At 72.2% G+C, this 14,720-nt stretch carries 14 protein-coding genes; 9 read left to right on the forward strand and 5 right to left on the reverse strand.

All coding sequences use genetic code 11. The features are described 5' to 3' along the window. Window positions 1–5: 5 nt before the first annotated feature. From FCN22_RS08025 to FCN22_RS08045, 5 genes are all read left to right on the forward strand, one after another. Window positions 6–1,211 carry an ArsA family ATPase gene (locus tag FCN22_RS08025; RefSeq protein ID WP_137121033.1) on the forward strand — a complete coding sequence of 402 codons (1,206 nt, stop codon included), beginning with the start codon at window positions 6–8 and terminating at the stop codon, window positions 1,209–1,211. After that, the gene (locus FCN22_RS08030; RefSeq protein ID WP_137121034.1) at window positions 1,201–1,773 is read left to right on the forward strand and encodes a hypothetical protein; all 573 of its coding nucleotides are present in this window, start codon (window positions 1,201–1,203) and stop codon (window positions 1,771–1,773) included. Before FCN22_RS08025 ends, FCN22_RS08030 begins: the two co-directional genes overlap by 11 nt. Further along, the gene (locus FCN22_RS08035) at window positions 1,770–2,726 is read left to right on the forward strand and encodes an ROK family glucokinase (protein WP_137121035.1); all 957 of its coding nucleotides are present in this window, start codon (window positions 1,770–1,772) and stop codon (window positions 2,724–2,726) included. The genes FCN22_RS08030 and FCN22_RS08035 overlap by 4 nt, the downstream gene beginning before the upstream one ends. 80 nt (window positions 2,727–2,806) lie before the next feature. Continuing rightward, window positions 2,807–3,781, forward strand: a complete 975-nt coding sequence (locus FCN22_RS08040; protein ID WP_137121036.1) for an ROK family glucokinase — start codon at window positions 2,807–2,809, stop codon at window positions 3,779–3,781. Between the two features lies 1 nt (window position 3,782). Beyond that, complete coding sequence (locus FCN22_RS08045; protein ID WP_137121037.1) at window positions 3,783–4,487, forward strand: endonuclease/exonuclease/phosphatase family protein; 705 nt, start codon at window positions 3,783–3,785, stop codon at window positions 4,485–4,487. Window positions 4,488–4,544: 57 nt separating this feature from the next. Here FCN22_RS08045 and FCN22_RS08050 read toward each other — a convergent pair whose 3' ends face one another. Both FCN22_RS08050 and FCN22_RS08055 read right to left on the reverse strand, forming a co-directional pair. After that, window positions 4,545–5,168, reverse strand: a complete 624-nt coding sequence (locus FCN22_RS08050; RefSeq protein WP_137121038.1) for a hypothetical protein — start codon at window positions 5,166–5,168, stop codon at window positions 4,545–4,547. Between the two features lie 4 nt (window positions 5,169–5,172). Further along, window positions 5,173–5,916: an alpha/beta hydrolase gene (locus FCN22_RS08055; protein WP_137121116.1), complete on the reverse strand. Its 744-nt coding sequence runs from the start codon at window positions 5,914–5,916 to the stop codon at window positions 5,173–5,175. 124 nt (window positions 5,917–6,040) lie between these two features. Between FCN22_RS08055 and FCN22_RS08060 the strand changes: the two genes are divergently transcribed. Then, a complete protein-coding gene (locus tag FCN22_RS08060; RefSeq protein ID WP_137121039.1) occupies window positions 6,041–6,904 on the forward strand; it encodes a lysophospholipid acyltransferase family protein in 864 nt (287 codons plus the stop codon). A 15-nt stretch (window positions 6,905–6,919) separates the two neighbouring features. Here the strand turns inward: FCN22_RS08060 and FCN22_RS08065 are convergent, their stop codons facing one another. Next, the gene (locus FCN22_RS08065) at window positions 6,920–7,750 is read right to left on the reverse strand and encodes a DUF1028 domain-containing protein (protein WP_137121040.1); all 831 of its coding nucleotides are present in this window, start codon (window positions 7,748–7,750) and stop codon (window positions 6,920–6,922) included. A gap of 84 nt (window positions 7,751–7,834) precedes the next feature. Here FCN22_RS08065 and FCN22_RS08070 point away from each other — a divergent pair, with 84 nt between their 5' ends. From FCN22_RS08070 to FCN22_RS08080, 3 genes are all read left to right on the forward strand, one after another. After that, the gene (locus FCN22_RS08070; protein ID WP_137121041.1) at window positions 7,835–8,860 is read left to right on the forward strand and encodes a 6-phosphofructokinase; all 1,026 of its coding nucleotides are present in this window, start codon (window positions 7,835–7,837) and stop codon (window positions 8,858–8,860) included. Window positions 8,861–9,017: 157 nt separating this feature from the next. Beyond that, on the forward strand, window positions 9,018–10,370 hold the full coding sequence (locus FCN22_RS08075; RefSeq protein ID WP_137121042.1) for a class II 3-deoxy-7-phosphoheptulonate synthase: 1,353 nt from the start codon (window positions 9,018–9,020) through the stop codon (window positions 10,368–10,370). 7 nt (window positions 10,371–10,377) lie between these two features. Next, window positions 10,378–10,992 carry a molybdopterin-dependent oxidoreductase gene (locus FCN22_RS08080; protein ID WP_238384596.1) on the forward strand — a complete coding sequence of 205 codons (615 nt, stop codon included), beginning with the start codon at window positions 10,378–10,380 and terminating at the stop codon, window positions 10,990–10,992. An 18-nt stretch (window positions 10,993–11,010) separates the two neighbouring features. On the opposite strand, the gene pknB is transcribed toward FCN22_RS08080, so the two are convergent. Continuing rightward, window positions 11,011–12,879: a Stk1 family PASTA domain-containing Ser/Thr kinase gene (gene pknB / locus FCN22_RS08085; protein ID WP_137121043.1), complete on the reverse strand. Its 1,869-nt coding sequence runs from the start codon at window positions 12,877–12,879 to the stop codon at window positions 11,011–11,013. 51 nt (window positions 12,880–12,930) lie between these two features. After that, window positions 12,931–14,490, reverse strand: coding sequence for a LysM peptidoglycan-binding domain-containing protein (locus tag FCN22_RS08090; protein WP_162308159.1), 1,560 nt, complete (start codon window positions 14,488–14,490; stop codon window positions 12,931–12,933). Window positions 14,491–14,720 lie beyond the last annotated feature (230 nt).

Below are 14,720 nucleotides of genomic sequence, written 5' to 3' on the forward strand. Positions count from 1 at the left end.
CGCCCGTGCGGGTCATCCTCTTCACCGGCAAGGGAGGCGTCGGCAAGACCACGACGGCTGCCGCGACCGCAGTGCGTGCGGCACGCGACGGGGTCAAGACGCTGGTGATGTCGACCGACCCGGCGCACTCCATCGGCGACGCCCTCGAGATCGGCCTGGACGGTCCCGAGTCTCCGACACAGGTCGAGCCGGGACTCTTCGCCATGCACGTGGATGCGGAGCGGGTGGCCCGGGAGTCGTGGCGCGGGGTGCAGGCCTACCTGGTGCGCGTCCTGGACGGTCTCGGCATGGACCCCGTGATGGCGGAAGAGGTCGCTTCCCTGCCGGGCGCCCCGGAGGTCGTCGCGCTGCTCGAGCTGCGCGAGCAGGTGGTGTCCGGCCCGTGGGACCTCGTGGTCGTCGACTGTGCCCCGACCGCCGAGACGCTGCGACTGCTCTCCCTGCCGGAGGCGCTCGCCTGGCACCTCGAACGGCTGGCGCCGGCGAGTCGCGGCTTTTGGCGGGCGCTGCGGCCGGCCGCCGCTGCCGCTGCCGGTGTGCCGTTGCCCGACCACCAGCTCGTCGATCTGGTGCGCGACTGGCAGGTGCGGTTGCGGGACGTGCAGGAGCTGCTCACCTCGCCGACCACGTCGGTGCGGCTCGTCCTGACACCCGAGAAAGTCGTGATCGCCGAGGCCCGCCGGATGCTGACGTCGCTGCGGCTGCACGGGCTCGCCGTCGACCAGGTCGTCGTCAACCGGCTCTTCCCGGACCCCGCGGACGACGCGGTGCCGGGGGATCCGTGGCGTTCGGGCTGGCACCGCGCTCAGCGCGAAGGCCTGGCCCGGGTGCACGAGTCCTTCGATCCCATCCCCGTGCTGACCAGTGCCTACCTCGAGGCCGAACCGGTCGGTGTCGAGGCGCTGGCTCGGCTGTCCGCCGCCCACGGGCCCGGCATTGACCTGCTGCAGGTGCCGGACGTGGAGGGTATGACGGTGCGCCCGTCGCAGGGCGGGTTCATCCTGACCCTGCCGCTGCCCTTGGTGACCGCGGAGCGGGTGGACCTGGGACGGCGCCAGGGGGAGCTGCTCATCTCGGTCGACGGTCACCGGCGGGTGTTGTCGCTGCCCAGCGCGTTGCGGCGGTGCGTGGCCACCGGGGCGAAGGTGCGCGACGGCCGGCTGCGCATCCGGTTCGTGCCGGACGAGGAGGTCTGGCCCCGTGGCAGCTGACGAGCAGACCCGCTCGGTGGGCAGCGTCGCGCAGGAGGCGGCACGTCTCGTGGACGCCTTCGCGTCCTGGGCCTCCGAGGAGGCCACCGAACAGGCCTCCCACGCCGCCTCCGACGCCGCGACCGGGAGCGCGACCCACCGAGCCCCCGGTGACGCGGCCCCAACCGGTGGCGGCCACGACGAGGACCAAGGTGGCGGTGGCCGAGTCTGTCCCGAGTGTGGGGCTGCCCGGACCGGCGCAACCGCGCCCGGGGCGGGCACCGCCGGAGCCGAGGGCCGACAGGATCCGTCCACCTGCAGGATCTGTCCGCTGTGCCAGGGCCTGATGCTGCTGCGGGCGGTCCGTCCCGAGACCGTGGACCGTCTCGCCGACTTCGCCACCGCGGTGGCCGACAGCCTGCGAGCGGTGGCCGACACGCGTCGGGCCGGCAGCACATTTCCTCGGGACGGCGCGGCCACGGGTCGGAGCGCGCCCACGACGCAGGGCATCCCGGTGACCGATGATGACGGAGCCGACGACGGACCGGACGACCAGACGATCGACGAGGGAGCGCGGGCATGACCACGACCATCGGCTTGGACATCGGCGGCACCAAGATCGCCGGGGGTCTCGTCGACGTCGAGGGCAACCTCGTGCGACAGGCTCGTCGGGAGACCCCCGCCCAGGACCCTGATGCCATCGCGGGCGCCGCGGCCGACGTGGTGCGGGAACTGGTGAAGGGTGACTCGGAGGTCGTCGGCGTCGGAGTCGCCTGCGCCGGTTTTGTGGACAAGTCAGGCGCCACCGTCCTGTTCGCGCCCAACCTCGCCTGGCGGGACGAACCGCTCAAGCGCCGGCTGGAGTCGGTGCTCGACCTGCCGGTGATCATCGAGAACGACGCCAATGCGGCCGCGTGGGGGGAGTTCCGGTTCGGCGCGGCCCGCGACACCGACGACATGGTCCTGCTCACCATCGGCACCGGCGTCGGGGGAGGCGTGGTCAACGACGGCGTGCTGCTACGCGGCGCCTGGGGTGTGGCCGCGGAAATGGGCCACATGCGCGTGGTCCCCGACGGGATCCTCTGCGGCTGCGGCAACCGCGGGTGCTGGGAGATGTATGCGAGCGGCAGGGCCCTGGTGCGCGAGGCCCGCGAGCTGGTCCGCTCGGGCTCGCCGCACGGCGGGATCCTGCGCGACCGGTGCGGCGGTGACCCGGACCGGCTCAAGGGCAGTGACGTCACCGAGGCGGCCCAGGACGGCGACGCGGCCTCGGTGGAGCTGCTGACGGACCTGGGCCGGTGGGTCGGTGAGGGAGCCGCCTCCATCGCGGCGATCCTCGACCCGGAGCTCATCGTCGTCGGCGGCGGCGTGGGCGAGGCCGGCGACCTGCTGCTCGACTCCGCACGCAGGGCCTTCCGCCGTCAGCTGACCGGCCGTGGTCACCGACCCGAGGCGGAGTTCACGCCGGCCTCCCTGGGCAACGACGCCGGCATCATCGGCGCGGCGGCGATCGCGGCGGAGGGACAGAGCCCTTGAGCGGCGACGAGAGCGTGAGGAAACGAGCGAGGCACGAGCGGGGCAGAAAGGACGAGTGCCGAGGAGCGGCGACCGAGGAGATGGGGAGCGGGCTGGCCATCGGCGTCGACATCGGTGGCACCAAGGTGGCTGCCGGCCTGGTCGACGAGACCGGCCGGATCCTGCGCTCGACGCGGCGCGACACTCCCCACCGCTCGACCTCGCCGTCCGTCGTCGAGGAGACCATCGTCGACGCCGTGTCGGAGCTGCTGGCCACGACCGAGCCCGGCGAGGTCGTGGCCGTCGGCATCGGCGCTGCCGGGTTCGTCGCCGCCGACCGGGCGACCGTCGTGTTCGCGCCACACCTGTCCTGGCGCGACGAACCGCTGCAGGAGTCCCTGAGCCACCGGATCGACCTGCCGATCTTCGTGGACAACGACGCCAACACCGCCGCCTGGGCCGAATGGCGGTTCGGCGACAGCCAGGACGAGACCCACCTGGTCATGGTCACGTTGGGCACCGGCATCGGCGGTGGCCTGCTCATCGACGGGGCGATCGAGCGGGGCCGCTTCGGCATCGCGGGGGAGTTCGGGCACATGCAGGTCGTGCCGGAGGGGCTGCGCTGCGAGTGCGGCAACCGTGGGTGCTGGGAGCAGTACGCCAGCGGCAACGCCCTCGTGCGCGAGGCCCGCTCGCTGGTGCTCGCAGCGTCACCGGTGGCCGTCGACCTGCTCGCGACGGCCGGCGGCACGATCGACGGGCTCACCGGCCCGCTGATCACCGAGGCCGCCAAGCTCGGTGACCCCACGGCACGCGAGCTGTTGGCCGACGTCGGCCGCTGGCTCGGCATCGGCATGGCCAACATCGCGGCGGCTTTCGACCCGGGGACCTTCGTCGTCGGCGGCGGAGTGAGCGCCGCGGGCGACCTGCTGCTGGGTCCGGCCCGAGAGGCGTTCGAGCGGCAGCTCACCGGCCGTGGATACCGCCCGCCGGCCCGGATCGTGGCAGCCAGGCTCGGCAACGACGCCGGGCTGATCGGTGCCGCCGACCTGGCCCGCAACGACCGGAGGTCCTGACGTGCACGGGGGGCTGCGCGTGGCGTCATACAACGTCCGCGGCCTCGGGGACGACGTCGCTGCCGCGGTGCGGGTGGTCCGCGCGCTGGCGCCGGATGTGCTGTGCCTGCAAGAGATCCCACGGCGGTTCCTCTTCGGGCACCGGGTGGCGGACTTCGCCGCGGCCTGCGGCCTCTACTGGCCGGGCGGCAGTCGCGGCAGCGGCGGCACCACGGTCATGACGAGTCTGCGCGTCGAGACGCTGGCGGTCGGGCACGAGGGGCTGCCGGTGGGCTACTTCGACCAGCAGCGCGGCTTCGCGTGGCAGCGGGTGCGGCTGCCGGACCACGGCATCGTCTGCGTGGTCAGCGTCCACCTCAGCCTGCGCGCCCGGGAGCGGAAGGTGCACATCGCCCAGGTGCTCGATCGGGTGCCCCACGACGTGCCACTCGTGCTCGCCGGAGACCTGAACGAGGAGTCCACCGGCCGGGCCTGGCGCACGCTCGCATCGCGGTTGCGGCTCGTCTCACCGGAGGGACCGACGTTTCCCAGCCGTGGGCCGCGCACGCGGATCGACGCCATCTTCGCCGAGCGGGGGCTGGCCGTGGCCGGCGCGGGGTCGACCGCGCCGGTGCAGCTCGACCCCGATGACCTGGTGGCGGCGACCGACCACCTGCCTGTCTGGACCGACTTGGACCTGTCCGCGACGGCGGCCCCGGCGGTGTGAGCGGCCGGCAGGCCCGGCCGCAGACCTGCTCCGACGTGCCCGCGGGGCAACCGTCCCTCAGACGCGCGCCCCGTCGTCGTCGTCATCATCGTCACGGCGATTGGGCAGACGCGCGACCAGCAGGCCGAAGCCGCCGAGGCTCAGGGCGATCGCGAGAGCGATCCACAGGCTGCCGGCGTCCCGATCGAACATGATCAGGTAGAGCAGCAGCCCGGGTCCCCCGACCAGGCCGACGAGGATGCCCCAGAACTGCAGGTCGCCGGCCGGCAACGGCGCGGGCGGCGGCGGCACGAAGTGCTCCTCCTCCTCGGGGGCAGCGTGGCTGCGCCAGCCCTGGCCGGGTGGCCCGGCTGCTGCCGCGTCCGACGACCCGGGGGAGCTCTCCCGTCCCTTCGTCCCCTCGGAGCCGGGTGTGTCGCGTCCGTCCGGTTGCCCCGGTGTTCGAGGCGTCTCGGCGCCCGAACCGGCGACATCGCCTGTCTGTCCACCGGGGCCGCTGCCGTCGGCCTCGGTGCCGGGACGACCGGCTCCGGGCCCGAACCGAATCTGCGGCGGAGGGTTCACGGCCTTGTCGTGGTGCTTCTCCCCGGTGGCCTCGGGGTCGGGGCCGGGCTCGTCCCAGTGCGCGATGATGTCGTCGAACCGGGCGTCGATGTCGCCGTCCCAGCCGTCGTTGCTCATGGTGTCAGCCCCGGGTCACCCGCTCGACGAAGGCGCTGGTTTCCGCGAGGACCCGCGGTGCGTCGTTGTCGAGGGTCATCACGTGGTAGGAGTCAGCGAGCACGATCTCGGTGACGTCGGTGCTGGAGATCCGAGAGAGGAACAACGCGGAGCTGGAGGCCGGGACGACGTGGTCGACCGCCGAGCGCAGCAGCAGGACCGGCTGGGTCACCTCGGGTAGGTCCCGGACCACGGTCGACCACATCTGGGTCTGGGAGTGCAGTGCCCGCAGGGGGATCCGGTCATAGGCCAGCTCGGTCGGTCCACCGGTCTTCTTGATGTCCCCGGCGATGCCCGGCAGCGACGCGAGCAGGTGCTGCAGGACCGGCAGGGCCCGCAGCCGGAAGTCCTCGACCTTGAAGGCCGGGTTCATCAGCACCAGGCCGCTCACCCGCGGCCCGTGCTGCTGGGCGAGCCGGGTGGCCAGGCACCCGCCCATCGACAGCCCGGTGACGACGACCTTGGCGCAACGCTCGCGCAGCTCGAGGAAGCTCGCGTTGACGCTGGCGTACCAGTCCTGCCAGGTGGTGCGGTTCATCTCGCGCCAGGTCGTGCCGTGACCGGGCAGCCGGGGCAGCCGCACGGTGTAGCCGGCGTCCGCGAGGTGCTCGGCCACGGGTCGCACGCCCTGCGGAGTGCCGGTGAAACCGTGGCACACGAGCACCCCGATGTCCGAGCCGTCGTGGCTGAACGGCTCGGCACCAGCCATGATCGCCAAGGGATGCTCCTTCCGGTCGAGGGCTCCGCGCGGCGGGTCCTCGGACAGATCTTCGCACGTGGATCTCGGGCCCGGACAGTGCCGTAGAGTCGGCGGGTCTAACGAGGAGGACCGATTGTTCTACTGGGTGCTGAAGAGGATTGTGCTCGGTCCCGTCCTGCGCTTGCTCTTCCGGCCCTGGGTGGAGGGTGAGGAGAACGTCCCGGAGCAGGGAGCGGCGATCTTCGCGAGCAACCACCTGTCCTTCTCGGACTCCATCTTCCTGCCGCTCGTGCTGCCGCGCCGGATGACCTTCCTGGCCAAGTCGGACTACTTCACCGGCCGCGGACCGCGGGGCCGCCTGACCGCGGCCTTCTTCCGCGGTGTGGGCCAGGTGCCGGTCGACCGCTCCGGCGGCAGGGCCGGCGAGGCCGCCCTGCGCAGTGGCCTGAAGGTGCTGCGGCGCGGTGAGTTCCTCGGCATCTATCCCGAGGGCACGAGGTCACCCGACGGTCGGCTCTACCGTGGCAAGACCGGCGTGGCCCGCATGGCACTGGAGGCGCGTGTACCCGTCCTACCCGTGGCGATGATCGGCACGGACAAGGCCCAGCCCACCGGCAAGCTCGTGCCGAAGATCATGCGGATCGGGGTGCGGATCGGCAAGCCGATGGACTTCTCCCGCTACGAGGGCCTCGAGGACGACCGCTTCGTGCTGCGCTCCATCACCGACGAGGTGATGTACGAGCTGATGCTGCTGTCGCGTCAGGAGTACGTCGACGTCTACGCAGCCTCCATGAAGGACCGCCTCGTCGCCGCCGCCCGTGCCACCGCCGCACGCGCCCGCGAGCTGCAGCAGGACGCCGCCGACCGGCTCGAGAAGGGCGTCAAGGGCGACGGCGCGACGCTCGAGGACTCCAGCACCCTCGAGCGTGAGCCAGAGCGCGCGCAGCCGGCGGAGCCCGAGGCGCCGGACGAGGGCGGCTCGCGCGCCGCCAGCTGACTCGGTCGTGCTCCCTCAGCCAGCGGTGGTCTCGCGCAGCGCCTGCAGCACGCGCGAGTCGATGCCGTCGGGAGACAGCCGCATCTCGTAGTTCTCGACGCTCGCCCAGGCGGTCAGCGCGGTCAGCAGGTCCGGCTCCTCGCCGTGGCCGAGCGCCTCGAGCCGGACGCGGACCTCCTCGGCGAGCGGGCCTTCCAGGGGAAGCACATTGGTGGCCGTGCCGAAGTAGAGCTCGGACAGGTCGACCAGGCGGGCGAGTTCCTGCGGGGCCTCCGGGTTGTCGTCGACGCGCAGGTCGACGAGCACGCCGGCGTGGTCGTAGCCGGCTCCCGGCGCCACCGCGTAGACGGCTGCGGACTGACGGCCCCGCCGGTCGCCGCCGGCGCGGTCGCCGGCCAACAGGGCGTAGGTGAGGCGGTTCTCCAGGGGCAGGTGGGCGCCAGCGAGCCACGCCTGCTCGGCCTCGCGGATGACCTCCTCGCCGACCAGGATGTTGCCCTGGATCGCATAGCCGCCGCTGTCGTCGCGGCCCGCGACCCCACCGGCCCAGTCCACGCAGTCGGTGCCGGTGAAGGTCGCCTGGCCGGTCGAGGTGACCAGGCCGAGCTGTCGCGCCGGGGCGTTGCTGTTGTCGGCCACGAGTGCGGCCACGGTCTCGTCCGGGGTCGCGCCGTCGGTGACCATATCCAGGCCACGCTTCTTCCACGACACGTCGGCCATGGCCTGCGTCGCGAGGGCGCCCACCCCCAGCCGGGCAGCCGGCACCACGGACCCGACGGCCAGGAACTTGCTGGCCACGGCGACCCCGAAGGCCTCGCCGACGTTCGCCACGATGGAGAAAGTCATGCCGTGACCCTAGCGAGGGTCGGGGCGATGGGCATCCGGACGGCCGCGGGTCGCTCTCCCACCCGAGCCGCTAGCGTGGTCGCCATGCGAATCGGACTGCTCACCGGTGGCGGCGACTGCCCCGGACTCAACGCCGTGATCCGTGCCGTCGTCACCAAGGGTGTGACCGTCCACGGCCACGAGTTCGTCGGTTTCCGGGACGGGTGGAAGGGCCCGCTCGAGGGGCTGACGAGACCCCTCGGACTGGAGGACGTCGCCGGCATCCTCTCGCTCGGCGGCACGATCCTCGGCTCGTCGCGCACCAACCCCTACTCCACCGACGGCGGGGTGGACCTGATCCGCGAGAACGTCCAGCGAGCCGGCATCGACGCCCTCGTCGCACTCGGCGGGGAGGACACGCTGGGCGTCGCCAAACGCCTCACCGACGACGGCCTGGGTGTGGTGGGTGTGCCCAAGACGATCGACAACGACCTGGCCGCCACCGACTACACCTTCGGCTTCGACACGGCGGTCGGCATCGCGACCGAGGCGATCGACCGGCTGCGCACGACGGCCCAGTCCCACCACCGGGCCATGGTGGTCGAGGTGATGGGCCGCCACGCCGGCTGGATCGCACTGCACGCCGGGACCGCCGGCGGTGCCAACGGCATCCTCATCCCCGAGCAGCAGTTCGAGGTCGCCGAGGTCTGCGGGTGGGTCGAGTCCTGTATGGCGCGTGGCGTCGCGCCGATCATTGTGACCGCCGAGGGCGCCCTGCCCTCCGGCGGCGAGGAGCAGCTGCTGGCCCACGGCGTCGACGAGTTCGGCCACGTCCGGCTCGGGGGCATCGCGGAGTGGCTGGCCGAGGAGATCGAGCAGGCCACCGGCAGCGAGACCCGCTCGGCGGTGCTCGGGCACCTGCAGCGCGGTGGCACGCCCACGGCATACGACCGGGTCCTGTCGACCCGGTTGGGGCTCAACGCGATCGACGCCGTGCACGAACGTGACTTCGGGATGATGGTCGCGCTGCGCGGCACCGACATCGTGCGGGTCTCGTTGGCCGAGGCGACCGACGAGCTGAAGACCGTGCCGCCGGAGCGCTACGCCGAGGTCGCCGCCTTCTTCGGCTGACGCGACGACCAGCGGCGACGATAGAGCCGCGGCGACGACGCGCAGCGACAAAGGAGCGGAGCGACTCTGCCGCGCAGGAGCTGCGGCCAAGGGTTCGGTGAGGTCCGCATGGCGGACCCCGCGCTGTCCACCAGATGGGCGCACCTACCCTAGTCGGGTGAGCATCGACGCAACCCCCGACGTGCTCGCCGGGCTCGACGCCTGGCGGGACCTGCCGGCTGCCCAGCAGCCCGAGTGGCCGGACCACGGCGCGCTCGACCAGGCCGTCTCGACGCTCGCCAGCTATCCGCCACTGGTCTTCGCCGGCGAGTGCGACAACCTGCGCCGACAGCTCGGCGAGGCCGCGCGCGGTGAGGCGTTCGTGCTGCAGGGGGGCGACTGCGCCGAGACGTTCGCCGACGCGACCGCCGACAACATCCGTGACCGGATCAAGACCGTGCTGCAGATGGCGGCGGTCCTGACCTACGGCGCCAGCACACCGGTGGTGAAGGTCGGCAGGATGGCGGGGCAGTACGCCAAACCACGCAGCAGCACCACCGAGACCCGGGGCGACGTCACGCTGCCCGCCTTCCGGGGTGACATGGTCAACGGCTTCCCGTTCACGCACGAGGCGCGCCAACCTGACCCCGACCGGCTGGTGCGGGCCTACAACGCCAGCTCGGCCACCCTCAACCTCGTCCGCGCGTTCACCCAGGGCGGTTTCGCCGACCTGCGGCGGGTGCACGACTGGAACCGCGGGTTCGTCGCCAACCACGCCAACATGCGCTACGAGCGCCTGGCCGCTGACATCGACAAGGCGATGAAGTTCATGCTGGCCTGCGGCGCCGACTTCGACGCGATGCGGACCACCGAGTTCTTCGCCGCCCACGAGGCGTTGCTGCTCGACTACGAGCGGCCCATGACCCGCATCGACTCCCGGACCGGCCTGCCGTATGACGTGTCCGGTCACTTCGTGTGGGTGGGTGAGCGCACCCGCGACCTCGGCGGCGCGCACGTCGACTTCGTCTCGCGGATCCGCAACCCGATCGGCGTCAAGCTCGGACCGACCGTCGACCCGAGCGAGGTGCTGCGGCTCATCGACCGGCTCGACCCGGAGCGCGAGGACGGCCGGCTCACCTTCATCACCAGGATGGGCGCGGGGCAGGTGCGCGAGGCTTTGCCTCCGATCGTGGAGAAGGTCACGGCGGCCGGCGCCACCGTCTTGTGGATCTGTGATCCCATGCACGGCAACACGTTCGAGTCCTCGACCGGTTACAAGACCCGACGCTTCGACGACGTCGTCGACGAGGTGCGCGGCTTCTTCGAGGTGCACAAGCAGCTCGGCACCGTGCCGGGCGGCATCCACGTGGAGCTGACCGGCAGCGACGTCACCGAGTGCCTCGGTGGGTCCGGTGCCATCGACGACCTGGATCTCGAGAAGCGCTACGAGACCCTGTGCGATCCTCGGCTGAACCACCAGCAGAGCCTCGAGCTGGCCTTCCTCGTCGCAGAGATGCTGCAGGAGAGGTGACCGCCCGGTGACCGACGGAAGGGCCCCGCACACTTCGGCCGAGCTGGCCGAACCGCGGGTCATGCCGCCCGGTCAGCGCCGGTCGCCGCAGCTGCGGCCGGTCCACTACGGTCGGGTGCCGCGGGTCAACCTGTCCACCTGGCGGCTGTCCATCGGTGGGCTGACCGCGTCCGGCGAGGTCACCGCCCTGGACTGGGACCAGGTCACGGCACTGCCTCGCCTGGAGGTGCTGGCCGACCACCACTGCGTCGCGCGCTACACCACCCAGGACGTGCGTTGGTCGGGCGTGTCGGCACGGGCGTTGGTGGACCTCTGCCCTCCCGCGGACGGCGCCGAGTTCGTGCAGCTCTGGGCGACCTACGGCTACAGCAGCACCGTGCGGCTCGAGGACCTGCTCTCGGCGCGCGCCGTCTTCGCCACCCACCTGGACGGCGAGCCCCTGACTCCCGAGCACGGTTGGCCGATGCGCGTCGTGCTGCCCCACCTCTACGGCTTCAAGGGCCCCAAGTGGGTCGCGGCGATGGACTACCACCGGGAGCCGGTGCGCGGATTCTGGGAACAGCGGGGCTACCACGTCACCGGTGACGTCTGGCGCGAGGAGCGCTACGCCCACCAGGAGTGAGCCCGCGGTGAGACGAGGTCAGACGATGGTCAGGGTGATGGTGCTGCCCTTCGGCGCCATCGAGCCGGCCTCCGGCTTCTGCATCCGGACGGTCTGGAAGACGCCACCGAGGATCTTGGTGTAGCTCACCTTGAAGCCGGCGGCTGTGAGGATCTGCTCGGCCTCTCCAGTCTGCTTGCCGCCCACGTCCGGGACCTCGACCATCTCCGGCCCCTTGGAGATGGTCAGCTGCACCGTGTCGCCGCGGTGCAGGGTGCCGTTGGCAGGGGACTGGGCCATGACGGTGCCCTGGTCGTATTTCGTGCTGTAGTCCTCGTGGCCGGCGTCCACAGTCAGCCCGGCGCCCTCCAGCCGGCTGGTGGCGTCCTGCTTGGACTGCCCCACGACGTCGGCCACGGGGATCGGCTGCGGCCCCCTGCTCAGGGTGAGGGAGACCTTCGCGTCGCGCTTGAGCGGCTTGCCCTGCTCCGGAGAGGTGGCGACGACTGCGCCCTTGGCGATGTTCTCGTCATACGCGCCCTCGACCCTGCCGACCCGCAGGTGGTGCTTCGCCAGCAGGGCCTTCGCCTCGGACCTGGTCGCGCCGACCAGGCGTGGCACGTCGTGGCGCTCGGGGCCCTTGGAGACGGCGAGCTGCACGTCGCTGCCGCGGGCGACGCTCGCGCCGGCCGACGGCTCCGCGCTGATCACCCGACCGGCCCTGACGTGCTCGGAGTACTGCGGCTGGGTGACGGGATCGAGGTGCTGCCCGGTGAGCGTGTCCACGGCGTCCTGCTGGCTCATGCCGGCGAGGCGGGGCACCTCGACCCGGGCGCCCGGACCGAGGGTGAACCACCAGGTGCCGGCGCCGGCGAGGAGCAGCAGGACGAGCACCGCGGCCAGCAGGGCGGGCCAGCGGCGACGGCGGCGCGCCGCTCCCGGCTCGTCCGGAACGGGCGCGCGGGGTACCGCACGGGTGGTGGTGCGGCCGAGGGGCATGGTGGGGTTGCCGCTGCGCCCGGGGTCACCGGTGCTGGGCCGGTGGTCGAGCTCGTCGGTGCTCAGGGTGTCGCGGGACCGGCGCGCCTGGGCGAGCAGGTCTCCGGCATCGGTCGGGCGGTCGTCGGGGTCGCGCGCCGTGGCCAGCGCCACCAAGGCGTCGAGCTCGCCCGGCACCGATGCGATCCGGGCGGACGGCACCGGGACCGTGCCGTGGACGTGCTGGTAGGCCACCTGGATCGGGCTGTCGCCCGGGAACGCCTTGACGCCGGTCAGCATCTCGTAGAGCAGCAGCCCGGCGGAGTAGACGTCGCTGCGCGGATCGGCGATGCCGCGCTCGACCTGCTCGGGGGACAGGTAGGCGGCCGTCCCGAGCAGCACGTCGGTGTGGGCGGTGACGGTGTCGGTCGTCACCGCTCGGGCCAGCCCGAAGTCGGCGACCTTGACCACGCCGTCCTCGCGCAGGATGACGTTCTCCGGCTTGATGTCTCGGTGCACGATGCCGGCCCGGTGCGCCGCGTCGAGCGCTTCCAGGACCGGTTCGATGATGTCCAGCGCCGCGCGGGGAGTGAGCGGCCCCTCGTCGCGGACGACGTCCCGGAGCGTTTTGCCGGTCACCAGCTCCATCGCGAGGAAGACGTGGCCGTTGTCGCTGCCCTGGTCGAACACGCCCACCACATTGGGGTGGGACAGGCGGGCCGCCGAGCGCGCCTCGCGCCGGAACCGGCTGACGAAGTTCTCGTCCCTGGCCAGGTCCGGCCGCATGATCTTGAGTGCCACGTCGCGCTCGAGGCGCAGGTCGACCGCGACGTAGACGGACGCCATACCGCCGTCGGCGAGGTGCGACTGCACGCGGTAGCGCCCGTCGACCACTTGGCCGACGAGGGACACGGGAGGGGCGGACGACACGCGCCAAGTGTAGGTTCGCGGGCCGCGACACCCCGGTAGGCGGGGCCGGGGCTAGAGGTGCGACTTGTGGTAGAGCACGTTGGCCACGTAGCGCTTGGTGTCGGCGTACATGCCGTGCCGCTGGACCCCCGCAAGCCCCTGGTAGTAGCCGGCGATGGCCTGCCTCTCGTTGGCGGCACTGCGCAGCAGCGCACGCAGGACCACGACGCCCGCGGTGACGTTGTCCTCGGGGTCGAGCAGGTTGAGCTTGCGGCCGACCATCTGCGAGGCCCACTCGCCGGTGCTCGGAATGATCTGCATGGCCCCGATCGCGTTGGCCACCGACACCTGGCGCTGGCTCCAGCCGGACTCCTGGTAGGAGACCGCGAGGGCGAGTCGGGGGTCGACGCCGTGGCGGCGGGCGGTGCGCGCGATCAGCGCCTTGGTCTGGCTGCGGGTCGGCAGGCTCCGCGAAGCCAGCACGTGACGGTTGCGGGCAGCCGACCCGACGATGCTGTCGGCATAGGTGCGGCCCTCGAAGGTGTTGTGGCTGAACCGCGGCTTCGCCTTCTTCTTGCCGTGCGCCTTGGTGGCGTGACCCGACTTCCTGGCCGGTGCCGCCCCGCGCACGCGCAGGGTCTGGCCGGCCTGCAGGCGGCGGGGGTCGGAGATGCCCGCGGCGCGCATCACGGCGGCCTGGGAGACGCGCAGCCGCAGGGCCAGGCCGCTGACCGTCTCGCCGGGGCGCACGGTGAGGGTCCTGGTGGCGGCGCGGCGGGCCGCGGCCCTCTTCGCGCGCTTCTTCTTGGCGGCGTGCGCCTTGGCGGCATGGCTCTGCTGGGAATGGGCGGCCCCGCGCAGGCGGAGGGTCTGGCCGGCCTGCAGGCGGCGGGGGTCGGAGATGCCCGCGGCGCGCATCACGGCGGCCTGGGAGACGCGCAGCCGCAGGGCCAAGCCGCTGACCGTCTCGCCGGGGCGCACGGTGAGGGTCCTGGTGGCGGCGCGGCGGGCCGCGGCCCTCTTCGCGCGCTTCTTGGCGGCGTGCGCCTTCTTCGCGGCATGCGCCTTCTTGGCGTGGCTCGCCTTCCGGTGGGTCTTGGTGGTCCCCCTTCGTGCCGGATGGGACGAGGCCCCCGGCACGCGCAGCCGCTGCCCGGCCCAGAGCTGCCGGCCGTCGGTCATCCCGTTGGCCTTCAGGATCGCGGCCACCGAGACGTGCAGGCGTAGCGAGATACCGCTGACCGTCTCACCCGGACGCACCACCAGGATGCGCACCGTGCGGGCCGGTCGCTTGGCGCGGTGACGCGCCTTCCTGGCGTGCTTGGCCTTGGCGGCGGCGTGGCGCGACTTCTTCGGTTTCGCGTGGTGCTTCGCGGATCGGTGCTTCGGTGCGCGAGAGGTCCGCGGCACGTCGATCCTGGTCCCGGCCCTGATCAGGCGGGTCGAGGGCAGGTGGTTGCGCCGGACCAGAACTCCCGTGGAGGTGCGGTGCGCCAGGGCGATCCCGAGCAACGTCTCACCGGGCCGGATGACATGGGTCTGCCAGCCGTGTGGCGCCACGCGGTCGCCCGTCGCCAGCTCGTGCAGCGCTGCCGGGGCGGCGGGGGGTGAGAGGTCGACGATGGGGCTCATGACGTGCGAGTCCTTCCGGAGCGGCTCAAAGCGGCCCTTGGGGCTGCTGGGGCCCTGGTGGCATTCGATGCTGCTGGGTTGAATGTGACGATTGTGAAACGTACACGACATCACCACGGAGTGGGAGATTGCGTCTCACCCGATCGAGGTGTATGGCGTCCCGCCCCGTCGACCGCGCCCGGAGCCGATCCGTGCATCGTCTCCGGGCGACTCGGCGAGAATCTCCGAGG

Origin of the sequence: Segeticoccus rhizosphaerae, assembly GCF_005222685.1 — a bacterium.
GTDB classification, from domain to species: domain Bacteria; phylum Actinomycetota; class Actinomycetes; order Actinomycetales; family Dermatophilaceae; genus Segeticoccus; species Segeticoccus rhizosphaerae.